This window comes from Tumidithrix elongata BACA0141 (genome assembly GCF_036349135.1).
Lineage (GTDB): Bacteria > Cyanobacteriota > Cyanobacteriia > Pseudanabaenales > Pseudanabaenaceae > Tumidithrix > Tumidithrix elongata.
On the sequence record NZ_JAZBJZ010000062.1, the window covers coordinates 1 to 22,210 of the forward strand.

Sequence of the window (22,210 nt, forward strand, 5' to 3'; positions counted from 1 at the left end):
CGAAGTATTCTTTGCTTCATCAGACCCCGTTGCATTTCATCCTTGAATTGGCCCTCTCCTGTTTTATATCTTCATCTTCCATATTACCCATACCAAGGTTGAGCAATTAGGGAAGCTATATTTCTTATGTTATCGATTTTCACAAGCAGTAGCATAATAAAAATAGAAATTATACCAATTCTTCAGGATTTGATGACAGATCGCAATTGGCTAGAGACTTGTATTATTGTACTTTCACGCAGATGCTCTTTATCTATTTGGCTTTCTTCATAATAACAGTCCTATCTATACACTATTGAGAATAGCAAGAGGTAGCTCATAATGACAGCCACTTTAGAAGAGGCTTTAATTTTCACAGAAAAACTTGTGTTTGATCGCACGGGCGATCGCTTGAGCCCTCTTCAAAGTGCGATTCTAAAGCAGGCATGGCATGGTCAGAAATATGGAACGATCGCCGAGTCCTATGGTTATACGGAAGGTCACGTCAAGGATGTGGGCGCACAATTATGGCAACTTTTGTCAGAGTTGCTGGGGGAGAAAGTGACAAAAAATAACTTTCCGAATGTACTCGATCGCCTGTTACCCAATTTTTTGCCTATTGTAGATTTGCATCAAGATAGCGATCGAGAGGTCAGTCACGGAACTAAGCTTAAGGGAGAGGTACTGGGAAGCGATCGCGATTTTGTTGGTAGAGCCTCAGCGATCGCGTACCTCCAAACCTTAGAAAAACAAGGAGCTAAGATCGTTTTAATTCAGGCTCAGGGGGGTGTGGGCAAAACCACCTTGGCACGTCGCTATCTGCAACAGAAGTTTGGTGAATACTTGGAATTTGCGATCGCTAAAGAGACCGCCAATATTACCTCCGTAGAAAGTTTGGTGGAAGAAAGACTACGCCAACTTGGTGAGGAACCAGGTCGGGAATTTGGGATTTCTTTAGATCGGCTAAAACGAAAGCTACAAAATACTCGTATCGGCATTCTCATTGACAATCTAGAGCCAGCCTTAGATGTCCAAGGGAAATTGATCGCCCCCCACCGCCGCTATGTGGAACTCTTGCAAACTTTGTCCGATCCTTCGCTTCAGTCTCTTACCCTGATTACCAGCCGCGATCGCCTCTGTGAAGCTGCGATTAGCCTGCGTCATTATCTTTTGCCCAGCTTGAAATTGAGGGCATGGCAGGATTTCTTTGGCAATATGACCGATATTGCCACGCTTCAGGTAATGCATAAAGCTTACGGTGGCAATGCCAAAGCCATGGAGATTATGAAAAGTGCGATCGCCTTAGATTTCGATGGTGATATGTCAGTCTATTGGCAAGAATATGGGAACGATCCGCTGGTTCATGCCGATCTTGCCGATCTCGTTACAGGACAGTTCCAGCGTTTGCAACAACTCGATCCAGAAGCCTATCGTTTGCTTGTCCGTTTAGGTTGCTATCGCTATCAGGATATACCAACCGTACCCACGGAGGCACTTTTAAGCTTGCTTTGGGATGTCCCTCCATCAAAACGTCGTCATGTAGTCGAATCCCTACGCAATCGTTCCCTAGTGGAGTTCCACCGTCATTCCTATTGGCTACATCCCGCGATTCGGGCTGAGGCGATTGCTCGTTTACGTGCCAGTGAGGATGTGGAAATTACCAATGTCCTTGCCGCCGAATTTTGGAGCAGCCACATTGAGACGCTCTCTACCGTCGAACATGCACTCACTGCCTTTGAAGCATACTATCACTACCTAGAAATAGGAGACTATGAAGGCGCTGCTAATGTTATTTTGCAACGACGCCCTACCAAACTATCTGGAGCAGAAAGACTTGGTCGCTCTTTTTATCAGCTAGGATTGCTACAGCAGATGATGGCAGCCATATCGCAAATCATTCCTAAAGTTGACTCAAAATATTACCTCCTTAGCGGACTGTACAGTATTCTAGGTGTGCTCTATCGTCTTTCAGGACAGATTCACGAAGCGATCGCTTGTCATCAAAAATCAGGAGCGATCGCTGCGGCTCAGATCGGTGCAAAGTCAACTCCCGATCTTAAAGAGCCGACTTTCCGAAATTTAAAAAACTGGCAACAACATGCTCTTTTAAATACTGGCATTTGCCAAATAGAATTATGGGAATTGGAACAAGCCTTATCAGTATTTGAAGAACTACTGACCCATCAACGTTTGACTGCTGACAACTTGGAATCGTTATACAATCCTTCCGTGGATGTACTAGCAGCTTATGTGTATTCCTGTCTGGGTGAAACCACTAAAGCCCATCAATTGGCAGATGGATTCCATCAAGCCATCCAAACCCATCCGCAATTAATCACTGGACATCGTTTGCTATTCCTTGGACTTACCTATAAAAAACTAGGCGACACAATCGTTTCGCAGCAATTGTTTCAGCAAGCGATCGCCTATGCTGACGAACACAACTACACGCAAGTAAGAGCAAATGCCTTGAGTGGATTAGCCGAAATTTATCGCCATCGCCAAGATTTTGAAACGGCGATCGCCCATCATTTTCAAGCGGTGGAACTGTTAGAACAAATTGGCACAAAATGCGATTTAGCCGAAGCTCATTTTCAATTAGGCTTAACATTGCAAGAATGCAGTAGTAAATATCCTGAAAAGAATTACAACCAAAAGAGCCAATCGAGCTGCGATCGGGCGATTCAATTATTTACAGAGATGTCAGCCCCCAAGCAAGTGGAAAAAGTCAAAAATTCTCTCAATTTTTCTGCTTTTTAACGTTCTCGATAGCAATCCTAAATGAGTTGTCATGCATCTGTAGCGCAGGCATCTTGCCTGCAAGGGCTAGAAGCCTGTACTGCGTTCACAAGCAATTCAGGATCGCTATAGATTTTGAGCCTGGCAATAAAGGATGCCACGTCACGGACTCAAAATACACCCTTACGCATCTCATCGGCAATAAACGCACTGGCACGAGCTGTGATTGCCATCTCGGTCAAGGTGGGACTTTGCCAACCCGACGATGGCCAGCAGGCTCCATCGGTCACAAATAGATTGGGGGCTTCCCAACATTGATTGCGATCGTTCACAACAGAGTTATTCGCAGAGGTTCCCATGCGGGCTCCGCCCACCTCATGAATATAATAGCCAGGAGGTGCAGAAAATTCCATGTCTGACTCCTTACGATGGACAAAATCAGAAAAGATAGGGATCCGAAACATATCAGCTAGCTTCATGGGTTTACCTCCTGCAAGCGCGATCGCTGTATCGATTTGGCTATGCATATGGGTTAACATGCGACGTTCGTTATCCGACCAAGCACATTCAATATGGGGAACTGGAATTCCCCAAACATCAACGATATCAGGGTTTAATTGAATTCGATTGTGATAGCGAGGTAGAACCTCTCCATGCGCTATCATAAAGCCGATCGCACCCTCGCCTACTTTACGAAAAACGTTAGGTATAGCTGGGAAGCGCTGAATCCCACCCCAGATACCATAGCCGCGTAAGAAATCCTCTTGCTGAGATGTTAAATTACAAAAGCAGGGAATAAAGAAGCTATCGCAACCAGATAAATCGTAGGGCTTGGCGGAATTCTTAATTCCTGGCAAGAAAAAGAAGGTGGAAGTGGAAACGTGATCCATAAGAAAGCGACCGAGTGTTCCCGATGTGTCGAGCAATCCACCAGATTGGTAGTGCTCGGTAGAATGCAGCAAGATGCGAACCGACTCAATCGTGGAAGCACATAGGACAACGGTACGACCGAACACCTCATGGGTTGTCTTACGGACGCGATCGATATATCCTACCCCACGGGCTTTGCGCGTATCTGCATCGAAAAGAACATGGCTGACCACAGCATCCGATCGCAGGGTAACGTTACCCGTTGCGATCGCAGCTTTAAGCGAAGAACCTTGGCTAGAAGAAGGAGCCCAAGGCTGGGCGGCTGTGGATCGGTGCAAAGAAAATCCGCGTGAAGGGATCACGCAGCGATCGGGCCACTGTTTTTCTACCACAGCCTTGAAATGAAGTTCGGCAGGAGTCAGGGGTAGTGTGGGCTGATATTCGCCATCGGGCAATTGCGCCAAACCGTTGCGATCGCCGCGTACTTTAAAGAAACGTTCTAACTCACCGTAGTAGGGAGCCAAGTCTTTGTAAGCGATCGGCCAATCTTGCTCGTGCCCATCTCGACTAGCTGCTTTAAACTCATAGTCGGACATGCGCAGCGTGATTCCGCCCCAGGTTAGGCTTTTGCCGCCCACTTGCCGACCTCTCGTCCAATAGAACGGCTTGTCAGGGGGGGTGGTGTAGGGGTTATCTTTTTCGTCGATGTACAGATCGGGGTTCGCTTTCCAATAACCTGGATGCAAAGCCTGATGGGATTGTCGCTTAGAGATGGCAAGGTTATAAAAACGCTTCGCCATATCCCTGACCTCATGCCCCAGATCGACCTGTGGATCGATCGCTCGTCCTGCCTCTAGCACGAGAACTTTTAAGCCTCTTTCGCTGAGTTCCTTGGCGGCAACGCCTCCATTTGCACCAGAACCAACCACGATTGCATCGTAAATCTCAGAAGGATAGGGATTACTCATGCCGCAATCCACCTCAAATTGATGGATTTGCCCCAATAAGCCCCAAGCTTTTGGGGATTTGTCTTTACCAAAGCCTTAACCTTGGTTTGTTTTACCATTTCTAAAAAGCGATCGAGGGTGGTGATACTAAGTTGAAAAAATCTATGGGGAAAGCGTACCTTAGACATTGGTGTAAATCTAAAATTGACAAAAATCTAGGATGAGAGAATGGTGCAAAAAAAGTCAATTTTGGATAGTACTTTTGTAGGGCAACCACAGCAATCTATATCTTGACTGAAAATGTCTCCAAAATATTGGTTGTAGAAATTTTCAATTCGATCGACTTCAGTGTGACTTCAGCGGGACTTCAATGGCAGACAATTAATTTTCTAAGAGCCGATCGAAAGCAGCGCGATCGGGGAGAATCTCAAAAAAATTTTCCATTTTTGCTAGTTCTAGGGCTATTTGGAGCTGGTCTTCTAAGGAACAGAGGTAGAGTTTTGCTCCTTTCGCTCGGACTAATTGCTGTATAGCCACTATCGCTCTTAGCCCAGCGCTATCCATAAATGTAATATTTTTGAGGTCAATCAAAATCCACTTAGCTCCCAGATCCAGGAAAGTATTGACCCCTGAGCGGATTTTATTCCCTCCTGAAGTATCAATAATGCCCTCAGGCTCTAATACTTGTACAGATTGACTCATGATTTACGTTTAATTTATTAAGATTATTATTCTAAATTCTTTGACGGTTAATTTAGATGACTTTACATGACATGTATAAGTTGCATAAGTTATAGATTACCAGCTACTGTGATAGTGGTTTTGAAATATTTCGTATTCGGAATTCATACAAAATTTTTCTTTTAATTACATGATGTAGCATCATCTTCTCAGTCCTGATTCGTCATTTTACAGATTCAAGACAGAAAATTTATGTCTCCTGAGATATCCATTATCATTCCTGCCTATAATGCCGCCTCTACGATCGCAGCTTCAATTCAATCTGTCCAAAATCAAACAATTCAGGATTGGGAATTATTCGTAATTGATGACGGATCGACCGATCGCACGCTAGCATGCCTCCAGTCAATTGCCGAACAGGATCGGAGAATTCAAGTTATCTCCCATACCAATCAAGGGGTTTCAGCTACTCGCAATCTTGGCATTGAGCAAGCGCAGGGAGAATTTATTACATTTTTAGATGCTGACGATCTGTGGCTTCCAGATAAGCTAGCAGCTCATATGCAACATATGCAATTCAATCATGAGTTAGCTGTCAGCTTTGGTCGCGTTGCTTTTATAAATCAAGAAGGCAAATTAACGGGACAGATTTCGACTTCTCAGTTAAAAGATTTACAGCTAGCAGATCTACTTTACGAAAACCCTACAACCACGACTTCTAATTTATTTGTAAGGCGTAGGATTTTTGAACAGGCAGGTTTTTTTGCCACGGATATGAGCTTTGCGGAAGATTTAGAATGGTTATGCCGTGCGATATGGCTGACAAAGGGTAAAATTGAGGGGATCGATCGCGTTTTAATGCAATATCGTACCAGTCAGGGCGGGCTTTCTTCAGATTTAGAGCGCATGGAAACGGGGTGGGAAGTCCTAATGGGTAAGGTGAAAGCCTATGCTCCTGATGAAGTCCAGAAACACTACGCGATCGCCCGAGCTATCCATTTACGATATTTAGCCCGTCGAGCTAGCCGCTTAGGCTTACCACCCAAAGTGGGTGTAGATTTTATGAATCGAGCGTTTCAATCGGATTTAAGGATCTGGTTTCGACAGCCCCATCGGACATTGCTTACGGCTTTGGTTACCTATGGACGCTATATTTATTTTACAATTGTAAAAAACAAGGGGAAAAGATAATGCTTTTCGTTACAGTTGGAACAGAACAATATCAATTCGATGCCTTGATGAAATGGATCGAGTTACTGAGAAAGTATCAGTTGATTACTGAAGAGGTGGTAATTCAGTATGGTTCCTCCACATTTTTCCCCAATGGGGCAAGGGTTTATCAGGTCTTACCCGAACAAGAATTTCAAAAATTAATCGATTGTGCCAATCTCATTGTCGGTCATTGTGGTGAGGGAACTGCACAATTACTGGAAGGCTTAGATAAGCCATACGTTCTAGTTCCCCGATCGCATCGATTTCGAGAACATGTTGACGATCATCAAATGGAAATGGCAGATGCCTTTGAGCAACGAGGCATAGCGATCGCCCGATCGCCTGCCGACCTTGCCAAGTTTGTCAAGTTGTCACAGACCGCAGAAGTTAACACGGGTCAAGTTGAGGAAACACAGCTATGTCAATACCTGCAAGAGCATTACCAACCTCAAAAGATGATGCTGGTCTGCTCTTCGGGTGGGCACTTTAAATACATGCAGAGCCTTAAGCCTTTTTGGGAACAATGCAGCGATCGCGCTTGGGTAACCTTTCGCACGGGTACAACCGAGACCGAGATCGAAGACGATCGAAGATATTGGGCTCATAGCCCCACCAATCGCAACCTGCCCAATCTGATTCGTAACTTAGGTTTGGCATTTAGTGTGGTGCGTCGTCAACGACCCGAGTTGATTCTTTCTACAGGGGCAGGCGTTGCAGTTCCATTTCTATTAGCTGCCAAATGGTTTTGTAAAAGCCAAGTCATCTTTGTGGAATCAAAAACGAGACTAAAAAATATTAGTTTGTCAGCTCGAATTTTAAAGAAATTGGGTGCTCTCGATCTGCTTGTGGTCAGAAGTGAAGCGATCGCTGATATTTATCCTCAGTCGGTATATATTCCAATTACAGATGAAAATGCAGTCAATCAGGAAAAAGATTTCAAACAAGCTTCGATCGCTCTATTTGGCGATGTAGCACTAATTAGCACCCCTGAAGAATTACAATTTGTAACGGCAAGGGATTTCCTAAAAGATTTCCAGACCCTATGCAATGCGGATGATTCCTTAGCAAAGGTGATCGTTGATATGAGTCGCACTAGGTTTATGGACAGTGCGGGTCTAGGGGTTTTAATTAATTGCCTGAAACTAGCCACTACCTATGGGACTGAACTGGTTTTGTGGAGCGTGAATGATGCGGTAATTTCACTACTGGCAGCTACCTCTTTGAGTAATGTGTTCGCGATCGAGCCAGCTTCCCAAACTTTCCGTACTTCAGAAAGCAATCAAAAGATCCAGGGTAAAAAAGTAAATCCCATTGATGCATTCCTATACAAGCTCCAGAAAGTTCTAAACAAAGTTCCTGTGGTGAGACTTTTGGTTATCCCACTGAAATTTCTATATCCTGCCATTGATATTGACCCTAGTATCGATTTACATCCTTCGGTGCGCAATCCAGTTAAACGATTGATTGATATTGTTGGGGGCTTGGTTGGTCTGTTCTTTACAGCGCTTTTCTTTATTCCGATCGCGATCGCGATCGGATCGGAAAGCAAAGGTGGAATTCTATTTGGTCAAAATCGCTGCGGTTTACTCAGCAAACCTTTCCGAATTTGGAAGTTTCGCTCGATGGTCAAAAATGCCGAAGAACTTAAAAATAAAGTGCAAAATCAAGTGGATGCAGATAAGCCGTCACAAGATACAACAAACAACAAATTTTTTAAAAATGAGAACGATCCGCGCGTTACCAAAACTGGGAAATTTTTGCGTAAAACTAGCCTTGATGAATTTCCACAGTTTTGGAATGTCTTGGTTGGTGACATGAGCCTTGTGGGAACGCGTCCGCCGACATTTAATGAAATCAGTGCCTACGAGCTAGAAATGGAATATCAAGATGAGAAATTTACGGAATGGAATCGCCTTGATGTAAAGCCAGGAATGACAGGCATGTGGCAAGTGAACGGCCGTTCTAGTGTTAGAAGCTTCGCCGAGGTCGTAAACTTTGATATTGAATATCGAAAAAATTGGAGTGTTTGGTATGACCTTCAGTTAATCTTAAAAACAATAGTTGTTCTGTTCGATCGCAAAAACAAGGCAGTATAGTTATGGCAAAAGTATCAGCGATCGTGCCCGTTTACAAAGTGGAAGCCTATATTGCGGAGACGATTCAAAGCGTTCTCGCGCAGACGTTTCAAGATTTTGAGCTGATTATTGTCGATGATGAGTCCCCCGATCGCAGCATCGAGATTGCCCGAGAATTTGACGACCCACGCATTCAGATCGTGCAACAAAAAAATCGCGGTTTGGCGGGAGCCAGAAATACAGGAATTCGTCATGCCAAAGGAGAATATATCGCACTTTTGGATAGTGACGACCTCTGGTTGCCCCAAAAACTAGAGAAACACATACAGCACCTAGAGTGCAATCCTCTTGTGGGCGTGAGCTATTGCCCTTCGGCTTTTATCGATGAGTTGGGCAAGCCTTTGGGAATCAAACAGACTCCTAAATTAACGGGGATTACCCCCGCTCAAGTGCTCTGTCGCAATCCGATTGGCAATGGTTCTGCCCCTGTAATTCGTAGAGAAGTATTTGATGCAATTAAGTTTCAAGCCAATCTCTATGGCAGTGAAGAAGATTTCTACTTTGACGATACCTTTCGCCAGTCTGAGGATATTGAATGCTGGCTGCGCATCGCTTTGCAAACCAATTGGCAGTTTGAAGGTATCCCCGAAGCCCTAACGCTATATCGGGTAAATGCTGGAGGGCTATCGGCAAATATGATGAAACAGTATGAGGCATGGGAACGTGCGATCGCCAAAGCTCAAATCTATGCTCCTGAGTTTATTGCCAAATGGGGACAGATTGCGAAGGCCTATCAATTACGCTATTTGGCTCGTCGAGCGGTACGCAATCGCGATGGGAAGGCGGCGATAAAGCTGCTGCATCAAGCTTTAGGTTGCCACTGGAAAATTATTTTAGAGGAACCGAAGCGCACAATTCAAACGATGCTTGCAGCTTATTTTCTGTTTCTCTTTCCATTATCGTTCTATCAAGCGATAGAATCCTTTACCTTAAAATTTGCAGCAAAGTTTCAGAAGTAAATTCTCTTTGTACTCAAGCATTCCTATACAAATCCTTCAGGCGATATGTCTTTCTCAAACCCAAACTTAATCACCATTTCTGAATCTATTTGCTTTGATGGAACCGTAGGTTTCTATAAGCATCCTTCACAAGTTTGTAACGGTGAGATGCGATTTGCCGTATATAAGCCCCCGCAAGCCAAATTGGAGGCAGTTCCAGTTCTCTACTTTCTCTCAGGGCTAACCTGCACCGAGGAGAACTTTATCATTAAAGCTGGGGCACTTCAGTATGCGGCGGAATATGGATTAATGCTGGTTGTGCCCGATACCAGTCCGCGCCAGACAGGAATTCCCGATGAAGATAAGGATTGGGACTTTGGCGCAGGTGCGGGTTTTTATGTTGATGCCACCCAAGCACCTTGGCGATCGCATTATCAAATGTACAGCTATGTCACGGAAGAATTACCAGCCTTGATTGCCGCAAATTTTCCTGTCCGAAGCGATCGCCAAGGTATTTTCGGCCATTCCATGGGAGGGCATGGAGCTTTGGTCTGTGCCCTGCGTAACCCGCAGCGATATCTCTCTGTTTCCGCCTTTGCCCCGATCTCTGCACCGATGCAATCGGCTTGGGGGCAAAAGGCTTTTACAGGCTATCTGGGCGAAAATCCAGAGCTGTGGCGCACCTACGATGCTAGCGAACTGGTGCTAAGTGCCAAGTACGGTCGCCCCATTTTGATCGATCAGGGCATGAGCGATCGCTTCCTAAACGAGCTATTGCCCGATCGGTTTGAACAAGCTTGTATCAAAGCCGAACAGCCTCTGATTTTACGCAGGCAGACGGGCTACGATCACAGCTATTACTTTATCAGTACCTTTATCGCCGACCATATGCGCCATCACGCCCAAGCCCTACTAGGGGGATGAATCGCGCCCAAAAGCCATGTTTCGCTAGCTTAATTCTGCCGTATCATGGGTGCAGAGAACTCTTGTCAAACCTGCTCAAAATCTATGTCTGCGCTATCGCCCGATCTCCAACGAAAACTAGTCGAACCGCTGAAAATTGGCGACTTTGAGCTAAATAGTCGGGTATTGCAATCGCCCCTGTCTGGTGTGACCGATATGGTGTTTCGCAGATTGGTACGAAACTATGCGCCCGAATCGATGATGTACACCGAAATGGTGAATGCCACTGGGCTGCATTACATCAAAGAATTGCCCAAGATCATGGAAGTCGATCGCGCCGAAACACCGATCAGCATTCAGCTATTTGACTGTCGCCCCGACTTTCTCGCCGAAGCCGCCCAAAGAGCCGTCGAGGAAGGCGCAGATACGGTCGATATCAATATGGGCTGTCCCGTGAATAAAATCACCAAAAATGGTGGAGGTTCTTCTTTGCTGCGTCAGCCTGAGATTGCCGAAGCGATCGTGCGCGCGGTCGCCAATGCCGTCAATGTCCCTGTCACCGTCAAAACAAGAATTGGCTGGAGCGAGACAGAAATCAATATTTTAGAATTTGCCCGCCGCATGGAAGCGGCGGGGGCGCAAATGATTACGGTGCACGGACGTACCCGCGCCCAAGGCTACAATGGGTCTGCCAAATGGGAATGGATTCGTCGCGTTAAGGAAGTTCTATCAATTCCTGTAATTGCCAATGGCGATATTTTCTCTGCCGAAGCCGCGATCGCTTGTTTAGAAGCCACAGGAGCCGATGGTGTCATGTGCTCCCGTGGAACTTTGGGCTATCCGTTTTTGGTGGGTGAAGTCGATCATTATCTAAAAACAGGATCGCACAAGCCCAAGCCAACACCGATTGAGCGGCTCAAAGTCGCCCGCGAACATTTGGTGGGGTTGCATGAATACAAAGGCGATCGCGGCATTCGTCAAGCCCGCAAACATATGACTTGGTACGCTAAGGGTTTTGCAGGTGCTGCCCTGCTGCGCGGACAATTATGTTTGGTCGAAAATTTGCAGCAGGGGTTAGACTTACTGGACAATGCGATCGCAAAACTAGAAAATCCTGACCATCCGATCGCGGCGAGTGCCGAGGATCTCGCATTTACCGTTGCCATGTAGGGGCAGCAATATCAAAGCAGCTAAATCAAAAGGTGACATGACAAATTATGAAAAAATTTAAGTTAATCGGAAATCGGTTACTCAGAATTCTTGTCCTGCTTTTAATTGCTGCTGTGGTTGGTTTTGGGGTGATCTGGATTGGAACGCAAAAGCCCCCAGCTCCTGTCGTAGAGTCCCAAAAGCCCCCAGGGTCTAGCCTCTTAAATACCACCCTCAAAGAATTTGATGATAAGGGCAATTTGCTCTGGGAAGTTAAATCTGAACGGGCTGACTATAGACAAGACCAAAAGGTGGCGGATGTCGTCAAGGTTCAGGGCAAATTTTATAAAGACGGCAAGCCCCTGATTGAGGCAACCGCTGACGGAGGCGTGATCAACCAAGCCAACCGCGAAATTACCTTAAAAAGTAACGTCAAGGCGATCGCGCTCAAAGATAAAATCACCTTGGTTGCCGATAATATGGTGTGGAACTCCGATCGAGACCTGCTTACCGCTACGGGGCATCTTAAGATCGATAAGTTCGATCAAAAAATCTCAATTGTGGGTAAAACCCTTAAGGCAAATCCTAGCGTGAACACCTTCACGATTGAGAAAGACGTGATCGTTACCTCCGTGAAGCCACCCGTAGAAATTAAAGGAGAAGCGATTACTTGGAACGCTGACACCCATAAGGTATTTAGCAAGTTGCCCCTTGATGTGTTGCAGGTCAAAGACAAACTGACAGTTAAGGCAAAAAAGGGAGAATGGGATACGAAAACCCAAATCGTTACCCTAGAGAATGAGATTAAGGGCAAAGATCCAAAGTTAGATGTGGAGATTGAAACCTCGAAGGTGCTGTGGAATATTGAAAAGCAACTAGTCACTCTACCTGTGGAATTTAAAGCGATTAGTACCAGTCGGGGCTTAGAGGTCACAGCCATGAAAGGAGAAGCCCAACTCGATACAGAGAAAATCAATCTGGTTGGACGCGTCCAAGCTAGTTTTAAATCCACCCAAGGGGTGGTCAATGCCGATAAGGTGGAATGGTTAATTCCTACTCAAATGGTGACAGGCGATGGCAATGTTACCTATCGACAGCCTGAAAAGAATTTAAATGTGGCGGGCGATCGCGCCGTTGCCAATCTCGAAAAGCAAACCGTTCAAGTCACAGGAACCAATGTGATTACCCAAATTACACCGCAGTAATATGTCGAAATTTAGTCGCAGGCAATTTGTCAGCACTTCCTTATTGTCCGCAGCCGTGATCGCACTGGAGCAGTATGGCTGTTCCCCCGCTATCAATGCTAATACCCCACCACGATCCAATGAGACAGAAACGACAAAATCCAATCAAACCGATATTCTGGTAATAGGTGCGGGTGTAGCGGGACTTGCGGCTGCTAGGAATTTAAGTACAAAAGGCTATAAAGTCATCGTTCTTGAAGCTCGCGATCGCATTGGGGGCAGAATTCGGACGGATAATTCTTTGGGCGTTCCCATCGATTTGGGTGCGGCATGGATTCATCGCAAAAATGGCAATCCGATTACCAAACTCGCCCAACAATTTCAAATACAAACCTTGGCAACGGATTTTGATGCGATCGCACTCTACGGCAGCGATGGCAAACGCCTGAGTCAGTCAGAAATTGAACAAATTGAGCAAGCCTACAAAGAAGTGGAAAGTGAAATTTCCAAGCTCAGAACCGCAGCTAATGAATCTGACAACGAATCCTTAAACACCAGCTTAGAAGAAGCTGTATCGAAAATCTTAGCGACGAAGAATTTTTCGCCCAAGATCTCACAGGGTGTAAATTGGCAACTCGCTTCTCAAATTGAAATTGAGAATGGTGCAAGTCTATCAGAACTGGGACTCAAGACCCATGATGAAGATTTAGAATTTACAGGTGTAGATTTGGTCTTCCCAAAAGGCTACGTTCAGATTGTCAATGGGTTAGCGCAGGGATTGGATATTCGTTTGGGGATTATCGCAAGCAAGGTGGAATACAACGCTCAAGGGGTAAGTGTTTCCACAAATCAAGGTGCATTTCAAAGCGATCGCACCATCATTACGGTTCCCTTGGGCGTACTCAAACAGGGCAGCATTGCTTTTGAACCTCCTTTGCCGCAGGCAAAGCTACAAGCGATTCAGCATTTGGGTATGGGCGCTCTCAATAAAGTCGTCCTCAAGTTCCCCAAACAATTTTGGGATGAATCTTCTCACTTTTTGGGACTGCTCAAGGACAACCGATCGCAGATGATGGATTATTGGAATTGGCAAAAGTATGTGGATGTGCCCGTGTTGGCGGCATTGATGGGTGGAACCTATTCTCGCGAACTTGAGAAACTGCCCCTCGATCGGGTTGTGGGAACTGTGATGACCGATTTAAAGGTGATGTTTGGTAGTTCTATTCCCGAGCCAACCCATGCGATCGCTACCCAATGGCATAGCGATCCGCTGTCTAGAGGTTCCTACTCGATCATGCCACGCGGATCTTCGTTGACAGATCATGAGGTCTTGGCTGAGCCTGTAGGCGATCGCTTGTTCTTTGCGGGTGAAGCCACCCATAAAGCCTATCCCAGTACAGTACACGGTGCTTTTCTTTCAGGGGAACGCGAAGCCAAAAAAATCGCTATGATGACTCACTAAGCTTACCTCATACCAATTTCTCTTAAATTTGTGACAGATCGATTGTTGGATTCCATGCAGAGCACGGTCTTTTTACAAAATGGTACCACTCCCTTTCCCTTGGCGGGAAAGAGAGTGGAGATAAGATATTGATGTATAGGTTCCCAAACCTCCAAATAACATCATTTATTTAGAAAGAGGCAAGAGAACCATACTGAACTGCCATAGTTTAAATAGAGCAGATTCAATGCGATCGCTGAGGGTAACTGCGAAGATGCCAGTTTCAGCATCAGGCGTAGAAGTAATCCAGTGCCCGCGAGCGATACTGACTTCCACACAGTCGCTGTCCACCAAGTTGATCGCGATTTGATGCATTGCTTCTTGATTGATTGCCATCACCAATTCCGTTAGTGTGGGTACACCATTAGGTAAAAGCATCGAAGCGCTGCTGATCGCGATCGCGATGGGTTGACTGGCACAGCGAGCGATCGCCACACGGGTATTGATAAATTCATCGATACCGATGTCGAGTTTCTCAATGTACAATCCGTTTTCAGTAAAAATAAGCTTCAACATGTTTTTAGAAGCATTCCTCGATAAGTGACGTTGCGAGAGATTTCAAGAGGTTTGATGTTCGCGCCAAAACTGTTCGGCAAAGCCAACGGTCGGATGCGTTGGGGCTTTAGGTTTTGAGCGCAGGGGCATGTTGGCTTCAAGGGGCGTGCGGTTTCCTTTGCGCAGGTTGCATGGTTCGCAAGCTGTAACCACGTTTTCCCATGTGTGCGGGCCGCCCTGGGCGCGGGGAATAACGTGATCTAGCGTCAGTTTTTTGGTGCTACCGCAGTACTGACAAGCCTGGCGATCGCGACGGAGAATTTCACGCCGACTCACCGCTGGGATTTTCCAATGCCGTTCCGATTTGCCAATCGTTAACCGAATGTGTTCGGGTACATGTAGTTCCAAACGCGGAGAGCGAACCTGCCAACCGACTTGACTAAATAAATCGAGGGGTTCAGCTCTACCTGTGACCAGAAGAGCGATCGCGCGTTTGATGTTGATACGGCTGATCGGTAAATAGTTTTGTGAAAACACCACTACAGACTGGTTGAGAACTTCTGGCTGGATTTGACCTGTGTATGACACTGTTTTACTCCTCAATTATTTGTCAAATTTTTTAGCAAATCAAAACCCCCACTTTCTCTGTATGAAAGCGGGGGCAAGGGTGAGGGGGTTCTACCTATGCTTTACGTCGGTATGGCTGTCAGCCAATACCTCCCGCTTGTGTTGTGCGCTCTAATCTTGTCTATATTTAGATTTAGTGAATTCGGCGAATTATAGGAACTGCGCTCTGAGCGATCGCGATCGGATTTTGCATATCCTTTGCTTCCAAAACTAGTGCCTCCAAAACTTGCAACTGCATGAAGTTTGCAGCCATCGTTTGTGCCTTTCGCAGTTTCCGCCCCCATACCCGTTTCAGTAATGGGGCAGCCCGTCCACAGATTTTCCTGTAACACAAACATCTCTGCCAAAATTCCAACAAACGATTGTGTAAACCGTCTGAGGCTGGTGGCGAGAATCATGGGTTGTAAGGGATACAAGGAAAACATGGCTTTTGGGCGCAGTTAGCGTTTAATGAAATGAATGATGTGTTGAAAGCTGAAAACCTAAAATTACAAGTTGACGTGCTACAACCGTAGTATAAGCATAATCGCCTTATTTTGTAAACCATCCTTTTTAGCGATTTGCGATCGGCTTCAAGTTTGCGCTCAATATGAGTAAATATGCTTAGCGAATCATTCTAGGCGATCGCGACATAGGTATCTATCCCGAAATGGGGACTTCTCGAATTAGTTTTCGCTGTTTTATATCAATTTCGTAGAGGTAGCCAAAGTGAGGCGTTGCCCAGCGTTCGAGACTTAGAACCCAGCTCTTCCGATCTGAATTCCAAACCCATTTTAGATTGGAGAACGGGCGCGGTAAGGACGGTAAAATCTGGACTGTATAGATCGTTTTGGTCTTGAGATCTTCGATCGCAATGCGTTCCTCTGAAACTGAGATGGGAATGATATAAGCCCGATAAGTACCAGCAAAATCTATGACTTCATGGGTTCTTTGACGAAGCAATTCTGGTGGAATTTTTTCTGCAACAACTCGAATTTGACTGATTTGCTTCTGAGTCAGATCCTGCCCTCGCGATTCGCTTACCAAAATATCGGTACTGGTTCCAATAGAACCGTAATTTTGGATATTGAAGGCGATCGGTAAAGCCAAAATAGCTGATAAAAAGTGATTGGCGATCATAAAAATAGTCTCCAGAATTTATTCTTCAAGAAACAACTAGGGCATGGGGGGATTTATGAATGCCCCCACAAGTCTTTGCAGAAAAAAGAACCTCGCATGTGTCCAATAGGAGCACTATAGTCTTCTACCATCTATTGTTTTGGTAACTTATAGCGTGAGATAATTCGCTTGGCAAACTCAGGTACATGGGCTTCTAGTTTTTGGGGATAGTTACGCTTCACGTAGAGATAGTTGCGGACAAAGTGAGAGTCAATCGAAAAGCGACCGTACTCTAACCCTTTAGGTCCAATTTTATTCACAAAGAAATTAATTAGGTAAGCCAACCACATGGGAATTGTCGTGGCATTGTCATAAGCCGCGATTCCCTGTTGCACTGCGGCGGTGCGATCGCCATTGGACATCACAGCTTGGGTTTCTAGCTGATCTTTGACCATCTCCAACATTTCCTTACCTGTGTCATTGCGAACGACAATCCATTGCCAGCCAAAGGGTGCGCCCATATAACCCACCACTAGATCGGCAAGCGCATTAACATAGTCAAAGCAAGTCATACAGGAAGGTGCGAATACATCCTTCAGTTCCTTCGTATTCAACCCAAAAAATGGAACCTTCTCAATCGAACCATCGGAATGTTTGAAATGGACGTTAAAGTCCTGCATAAATTCGTAATGCACGACAGTTTCAGGCGATCGGCTCGTGGTTTCGAGAAATTTCTGCAACCCAGCACGATTGACATTATCGACACAGGGCGTACCGAGGACATAGAGCTTTTCCAGCCCCAACTGCTTTTCGACAGTTCGCAAGGCTTGGATTTGGCAACCAACGCCAATTACAAGCAAGCGCTTCATCCCCGACTGCTCGATTTGTTCGAGTACGGACAGGTTGGGCGAGAGCGTAGGCTTATTTACCCTTGCCGCCAGAATCTCGGCGGGGGTGCGGGCAATGACGGGCTGGGGTTTAAAGCGATCGCTTTCACTAGACTGGACGCAAACCACACCCTCTACCATACCTTTAGTCAGCATTTCAATGGCGATGCTACTCACAATCCCCGTCCATTGGGCGCCTTCGATCGGCTCGGTTTTACGTGCGGCAATCATGTCTTGATGCACGCCAAAATATAGCTCGCGATCGCTGTCAAGGTTGCGATCGCGCCCGTGAGACTGGGTTTCTAGTTCGCCAATATGCTGCGTGATGAAAGCACAAGCTTCTTTAACATAGTGAATATAGTAGGTATCACACAGACCACATTCACTGCATAGTTCTTTGGCAGGGCGACGCTTGACGCTAGGTAAAGCCTTGGCTTTGTGATGAGCAGGTGTGATAGGCATACTGGAATTTAAATCTAAAGGTTTGGCTTAAAGTGATTTGCTAACTTTAACTACCTTAAGATATTTTGACCAAGTTTATGATTTGCTTACTGATTGATTCTTGATTTACAGTATGCTTCAGATTTAAGTTTAGTCGTTGATGTTGCAAGATCTAATTAGAAGCACTCTGTATACAAAACTTCCCATTCATACCTTAACCCATGACAAATCTTCATACCTATGAAAACCCTGTAGCACAGCTTTTGTTCATTAAGGAGCCCACTGCTTGGAACGATCGGTGGATTGATTACCCAACACAGTTCGGGCTGACAAAAGTGGATATACCCGATCTGATCCGATTAAGCTGTGATGAAGAGCCTTTGGGCTGTGAGTCAATTGATTACTTTATTCATGCACTAAGGGCATTGGCTCAGCTCGATCCAGAGGCCGCCATAACGCTCTATATAGAACTTTTGCAGAAGTTCCCTGATGACGATTATTTGAATGAGGAGGTATTTGGTCTCAGTCGAGAGGTGGGTGCGATCGCGATCGCGCCATTGGTGAAACTTATGGCAGGAGCTACCCAAGTCGGATGGGTGCAAACGAGCGCAGCAAATGGGTTGGAAGCGATCGCTCAGGCACATCCAGAGTGCCGTGAAGCTTGCGTGCAAGCTATCGTCGAGCAATTACGAAATTATCGAAACCAAGACGATGGGACGCTCAATTCAACGTTGGTCGATAAGCTGATTCAGTTGGAAGTTGTAGAAGAAGCCGCATTACTGGCGGAGGTGTTTGAAAACTGCGAGATCGATGAGTTTTTGACAGGATCTTGGCCTGCGGCTCAGGTGAAGTTCGGGCTGAAAAAAGAGTCTGATTTTTCGCCAGAGGAGCTGGTTGCTAAAGAGCCAGATTATATTAAATTGATACGAAAGCAGCGACAGCAAGACATCGATCGCGACGTGATTGCTGTCATCGGGCAAATCTCTGCGCTTCGACGACCTACTGGCAAGGGTTTTGGCTCGGTTAGCTCAGGTAAGAAGGGAAAAAAGAAAAAGAAGAAAAAAGATGACGATTTCTAAGCATTGTAATTGAGCATATCTCTTCTCCATAGAAGATTTGAGCTTACACAGGCTTGTGATTTGCGTACCAGTGGTGGGCAATATCGATGCGGCGACAGAGCCAGACTTTTTCGTGGCTCTGGACGTAATCAAGAAAACGGGCTAAAGCGGCAGCACGTCCTGGTCTGCCTACAAGGCGACAGTGCAATCCTACACTCATCATTTTGGGAGCGGTTTCTCCCTCGGCATAGAGAACGTCAAACGCATCGCGCAAGTAAGCAAAAAACTGATCGCCACTGTTAAATCCCTGTGCTGTAGCAAAGCGCATGTCGTTATTATCGAGCGTGTAGGGAATGACGAGGTGGGGTCTACTAGTTCGATCCGCATCCAAAACCCAGTAGGGTAAATCGTCGGCATAGCTGTCGGAATCATAGAGAAAGCCACCTTCCTCCATCACTAACTTACGGCTATTCTCGCTGCTGCGTCCCGTATACCAACCGAGGGGACGACTGCCTGTGACTTGGGTATGAATGGCGATCGCTTTCTGAAAGTGTTCGCGTTCCACAGCTTCGGGTAAATATTTATAGTCAATCCAGCGATAACCGTGGCTAGCAATTTCCCAATCTGCTTCCTGCATGGCGGCGACAGCTTCGGGATTACGCGCTAGTGCCATGGCAACTCCATAGACTGTAACGGGAATCTGTCGCTGGGTAAACAGGCGATGCAATCGCCAAAATCCCGCGCGACTGCCATATTCATACATCGATTCCATATTCATGTGGCGCATTCCCTTAAAGGGTTCTGCACCGATAATTTCAGAAAGGAAGGTTTCGGAAGCACTATCACCATGCAAAATACAGGTTTCGCCACCTTCTTCGTAATTAATCACAAATTGAAGGGCAATACGGTCTTGTTGCGGCCATTGGGGATGGGGAGGACGACGACCGTAGCCGATTAAGTCTCTGGGATAGGAATCATTAGTCATGGGAAAAAGAGAATAGAGTGTTAGGAATTAGATTTCCGATCTTCCCCCTTGTAAAGGGGGAATTAAAGGGGGTATATCCGATTTGGCTATACACAGTAACCTTTAAGGAAGACTAGGAAAGATCGAATCTTGGAGCCGAAACCAAGCGATTTGGGCAATCTCTTTGAGCGCCTGCTCTTTCTCGGTTTTAGCAGGGTTTTGCAAGCGTTGTTCAAAGGCTTCTAGAATGCTGGCTTTGGAATGGTTTCTGACTGCGATGATAAAGGGAAAGCCGAACCTCTCGCGATAGGCTCGGTTGAGTGCCTGAAAGAGATTGTATTCATCTTGAGACAGGCGATCTAAACCCAGACTGGATTGTTCGAGAACAGAGGCTTCTGCCATTTTGACGCGATCGCCTAGGCTAGGGTGGGCGCAAATCAGTGCCATTTGCTCCGAAAGGCTCATGGAATTGACGACAAGAATCATGGCTGCATGCAATTCCGCAATGCTTTGGAACGGGCGTTTGTCCCAAGTTCGTTCTGCGATCGCTGGGGTATCCTCAAATACAGCTCCTAGTGCATCAGTAAATGCCCCTCGATCCATTTGGTTGAGTTGTGTCAGGCTGTAGGACATGGCGTGGGAAAGCGAAAAAACTAGCTACCGCGATAGGTACTGTAGGACCAAGGGGAAATCAGGAGGGGAACGTGGTAATGGGCGTCAGGATTGGCAACCCCAAACCGAATCGGAACGCGATCGAGAAAGGGTAAGGTCTCAGGCTCGTAAAATTCCGAAAAATAGGAGCCGATCTCAAAAATTAATTCATACCAACCAACTTTCAGGTTGCCATCGGTCAATAATGGGGCACGTCCATCCGCGTTTGTGATCGCACTTTTAATCAGCGTCGAAAGATCGGTGACAGGATCGATCGCCCATAGCTCGATCGCAATCGCGGCAGCAGGACGGCCGCGAGTTGTGTCTAGAACGTGGGTTGTAAGCTTACCTGACATAGAGATCTTTGCTGTATGCAGTATACGGTAATCAAAATACCAGAAATAATTGTAGCCACCAGTACAGAATCATTGATATAGTCTTGGTATGTATTCTGTATACAGTATACAAATGAGTCCATGTACAATCTCAAAGTCGCGATCGTTGGTGCTGGCATAGGCGGCTTAACGGCGGGAATTGCACTGCGCCGCATGGGATATGCTGTCGAAATCTACGACAAAGCCAGCGAACTAAGACCCGCAGGGGCAGGGATTTCGCTATGGTCAAACGGCGTAAAAGTGATGAATTGGCTGGGGCTTGGCGATGCGATCGCATCGATTGGCGGACGTATGGATCGCATGGAATATCGCAGCCATACTAACGAACTCCTCAGTCACATTGATTTAAATCCTCTGATCGATCGCGTAGGACAGCGACCCTACCCCGTTTCGCGCACCGATTTGCAACGAATTTTGCTCAATGCTTTTGGCGAAGAAAACGTGCAGCTCAAGTCTAAATGCATAGCCGTCGAGCAAGATGCTGAAAGCGTTACGGCAATCTTTGAAGATGGACATCGCACCACTGCCGATCTGTTGATTGCTGCCGATGGCATTCATTCGATTTTGCGTACCTATGTGAATGGAGCGGAAGTAGAACCCCGCTATGCCGATTATGTGAACTGGAATGGTTTGGTTGAAGCCAGTCCCGATATTTCGCCTAAAGATGTTTGGGGAATTTACGTCGGAGAAGGCAAACGCGCCTCCATGATGCCCATTGGGGGCGATCGCTTCTATTTCTTTTTTGGTGCACCCATGCCCAAGGGTACGGTGGTGGAGCCCTGCGATCGCCAAGCCGAACTGGCGCAAATTTTTGCAGGCTGGGCTAGCCCCATCCAAAACCTGATTAAGCGGCTGAATCCGCTCGAAACCAATCGACTCGAAATTAGCGATCTCGATCCTTTAAAACAGATTGTGCGCGATCGCGTTGTGTTGCTGGGTGACTCTGCCCATGCTTCTACGCCCACGCTCGGACAGGGCGGCTGTCAGGCAATGGAAGATGCCGAGATTCTCTGTCGCTATTTGATCACGACCAATCTGGGTGTGGCAGATGCCCTGAAGCGTTATGAAAGCGATCGTAAAGAACGCACCCATTCTTTAGTACTAAAGGCACGCAAACGTGCTGACATGATTTATGGCAAAGATCCGCAGGTGACACAACTATGGTACGAAAGTCTAAAAGAAGAAGATGAGAAGGATGTCATTGATGCCCTCGCCAAAGTGATTTTGGCGGGCCCTTTCCGTTAGAAATTTAGATCCCCGACTTTTTCTTTGCAACGACCAATCGACTTTGTTGGTCAAAAAAAAGTCGGGGATCTAGGCTAAGCATTTATAGTTTTCTTTTGCTTACCTACTTAG

Annotated in this window: 21 protein-coding genes; 10 read left to right on the forward strand and 11 right to left on the reverse strand. The window is 46.2% G+C overall.

All coding sequences use genetic code 11. The annotated features are described in order from the left end of the window. Nucleotides 1–321 precede the first annotated feature (321 nt). Complete coding sequence (locus tag V2H45_RS15025) at nucleotides 322–2,739, forward strand: NB-ARC domain-containing protein (protein ID WP_330484467.1); 2,418 nt, start codon at nucleotides 322–324, stop codon at nucleotides 2,737–2,739. A 149-nt stretch (nucleotides 2,740–2,888) separates the two neighbouring features. On the opposite strand, the gene V2H45_RS15030 is transcribed toward V2H45_RS15025, so the two are convergent. From V2H45_RS15030 to V2H45_RS15040, 3 genes are all read right to left on the reverse strand, one after another. Further along, a complete protein-coding gene (locus tag V2H45_RS15030) occupies nucleotides 2,889–4,556 on the reverse strand; it encodes a GMC family oxidoreductase (protein ID WP_330484468.1) in 1,668 nt (555 codons plus the stop codon). Continuing rightward, on the reverse strand, nucleotides 4,553–4,723 hold the full coding sequence (locus tag V2H45_RS15035) for a hypothetical protein (protein WP_330484469.1): 171 nt from the start codon (nucleotides 4,721–4,723) through the stop codon (nucleotides 4,553–4,555). The genes V2H45_RS15030 and V2H45_RS15035 overlap by 4 nt, the downstream gene beginning before the upstream one ends. Before the next feature lie 193 nt (nucleotides 4,724–4,916). Then, nucleotides 4,917–5,237 carry an STAS domain-containing protein gene (locus V2H45_RS15040; protein ID WP_330484470.1) on the reverse strand — a complete coding sequence of 107 codons (321 nt, stop codon included), beginning with the start codon at nucleotides 5,235–5,237 and terminating at the stop codon, nucleotides 4,917–4,919. A 231-nt stretch (nucleotides 5,238–5,468) separates the two neighbouring features. Between V2H45_RS15040 and V2H45_RS15045 the strand changes: the two genes are divergently transcribed. The 7 genes from V2H45_RS15045 (at nucleotide 5,469) to V2H45_RS15075 (ending at nucleotide 14,199) form a co-directional block, all read left to right on the forward strand. Next, nucleotides 5,469–6,407: a glycosyltransferase family 2 protein gene (locus V2H45_RS15045; protein WP_330484471.1), complete on the forward strand. Its 939-nt coding sequence runs from the start codon at nucleotides 5,469–5,471 to the stop codon at nucleotides 6,405–6,407. Further along, a complete protein-coding gene (locus V2H45_RS15050; RefSeq protein WP_330484472.1) occupies nucleotides 6,407–8,524 on the forward strand; it encodes a sugar transferase in 2,118 nt (705 codons plus the stop codon). The genes V2H45_RS15045 and V2H45_RS15050 overlap by 1 nt, the downstream gene beginning before the upstream one ends. Before the next feature lie 2 nt (nucleotides 8,525–8,526). After that, nucleotides 8,527–9,522: a glycosyltransferase family 2 protein gene (locus tag V2H45_RS15055; RefSeq protein ID WP_330484473.1), complete on the forward strand. Its 996-nt coding sequence runs from the start codon at nucleotides 8,527–8,529 to the stop codon at nucleotides 9,520–9,522. A 45-nt stretch (nucleotides 9,523–9,567) separates the two neighbouring features. Continuing rightward, nucleotides 9,568–10,425 (forward strand): S-formylglutathione hydrolase, encoded by an 858-nt coding sequence (gene fghA / locus V2H45_RS15060; RefSeq protein ID WP_330484474.1) that lies wholly within the window; start codon nucleotides 9,568–9,570, stop codon nucleotides 10,423–10,425. An 84-nt stretch (nucleotides 10,426–10,509) separates the two neighbouring features. Continuing rightward, on the forward strand, nucleotides 10,510–11,574 hold the full coding sequence (dusB, locus tag V2H45_RS15065; protein ID WP_330484475.1) for a tRNA dihydrouridine synthase DusB: 1,065 nt from the start codon (nucleotides 10,510–10,512) through the stop codon (nucleotides 11,572–11,574). Nucleotides 11,575–11,621: 47 nt separating this feature from the next. Beyond that, on the forward strand, nucleotides 11,622–12,758 hold the full coding sequence (gene lptC, locus V2H45_RS15070) for an LPS export ABC transporter periplasmic protein LptC (protein ID WP_330484476.1): 1,137 nt from the start codon (nucleotides 11,622–11,624) through the stop codon (nucleotides 12,756–12,758). 1 nt (nucleotide 12,759) lies between these two features. Then, entirely contained in the window at nucleotides 12,760–14,199 is a 1,440-nt protein-coding gene (locus tag V2H45_RS15075; protein ID WP_330484477.1) for a flavin monoamine oxidase family protein, read from the forward strand. A gap of 165 nt (nucleotides 14,200–14,364) precedes the next feature. Here the strand turns inward: V2H45_RS15075 and V2H45_RS15080 are convergent, their stop codons facing one another. The 5 genes from V2H45_RS15080 to V2H45_RS15100 all read right to left on the reverse strand — a co-directional run bounded on the left by V2H45_RS15080 (nucleotide 14,365) and on the right by V2H45_RS15100 (nucleotide 17,807). Next, nucleotides 14,365–14,754, reverse strand: coding sequence for an alr0857 family protein (locus V2H45_RS15080; RefSeq protein ID WP_330484478.1), 390 nt, complete (start codon nucleotides 14,752–14,754; stop codon nucleotides 14,365–14,367). A gap of 42 nt (nucleotides 14,755–14,796) precedes the next feature. Further along, the gene (locus V2H45_RS15085; RefSeq protein ID WP_330484479.1) at nucleotides 14,797–15,321 is read right to left on the reverse strand and encodes an HNH endonuclease; all 525 of its coding nucleotides are present in this window, start codon (nucleotides 15,319–15,321) and stop codon (nucleotides 14,797–14,799) included. Between the two features lie 101 nt (nucleotides 15,322–15,422). Then, nucleotides 15,423–15,785 (reverse strand): hypothetical protein, encoded by a 363-nt coding sequence (locus tag V2H45_RS15090; protein ID WP_330484480.1) that lies wholly within the window; start codon nucleotides 15,783–15,785, stop codon nucleotides 15,423–15,425. Nucleotides 15,786–15,999: 214 nt separating this feature from the next. Further along, nucleotides 16,000–16,479: a hypothetical protein gene (locus V2H45_RS15095; RefSeq protein ID WP_330484481.1), complete on the reverse strand. Its 480-nt coding sequence runs from the start codon at nucleotides 16,477–16,479 to the stop codon at nucleotides 16,000–16,002. Between the two features lie 131 nt (nucleotides 16,480–16,610). Then, on the reverse strand, nucleotides 16,611–17,807 hold the full coding sequence (locus V2H45_RS15100) for a Coenzyme F420 hydrogenase/dehydrogenase, beta subunit C-terminal domain (RefSeq protein ID WP_330484482.1): 1,197 nt from the start codon (nucleotides 17,805–17,807) through the stop codon (nucleotides 16,611–16,613). Nucleotides 17,808–18,007: 200 nt separating this feature from the next. Here V2H45_RS15100 and V2H45_RS15105 point away from each other — a divergent pair, with 200 nt between their 5' ends. Beyond that, entirely contained in the window at nucleotides 18,008–18,865 is an 858-nt protein-coding gene (locus tag V2H45_RS15105; RefSeq protein ID WP_330484483.1) for a hypothetical protein, read from the forward strand. Nucleotides 18,866–18,908: 43 nt separating this feature from the next. Here the strand turns inward: V2H45_RS15105 and puuE are convergent, their stop codons facing one another. The 3 genes from puuE to uraH form a co-directional block, all read right to left on the reverse strand. Continuing rightward, complete coding sequence (gene puuE / locus V2H45_RS15110; RefSeq protein ID WP_330484484.1) at nucleotides 18,909–19,829, reverse strand: allantoinase PuuE; 921 nt, start codon at nucleotides 19,827–19,829, stop codon at nucleotides 18,909–18,911. 102 nt (nucleotides 19,830–19,931) lie between these two features. After that, nucleotides 19,932–20,441, reverse strand: coding sequence for a 2-oxo-4-hydroxy-4-carboxy-5-ureidoimidazoline decarboxylase (uraD, locus tag V2H45_RS15115; RefSeq protein WP_330484485.1), 510 nt, complete (start codon nucleotides 20,439–20,441; stop codon nucleotides 19,932–19,934). Between the two features lie 20 nt (nucleotides 20,442–20,461). Then, on the reverse strand, nucleotides 20,462–20,815 hold the full coding sequence (gene uraH, locus V2H45_RS15120; RefSeq protein WP_330484486.1) for a hydroxyisourate hydrolase: 354 nt from the start codon (nucleotides 20,813–20,815) through the stop codon (nucleotides 20,462–20,464). A 120-nt stretch (nucleotides 20,816–20,935) separates the two neighbouring features. On the opposite strand from uraH, the gene hpxO reads away from it, so the two are divergent. Then, nucleotides 20,936–22,099, forward strand: coding sequence for an FAD-dependent urate hydroxylase HpxO (gene hpxO, locus V2H45_RS15125; protein ID WP_330484487.1), 1,164 nt, complete (start codon nucleotides 20,936–20,938; stop codon nucleotides 22,097–22,099). The last annotated feature ends 111 nt before the right edge of the window (nucleotides 22,100–22,210 follow it).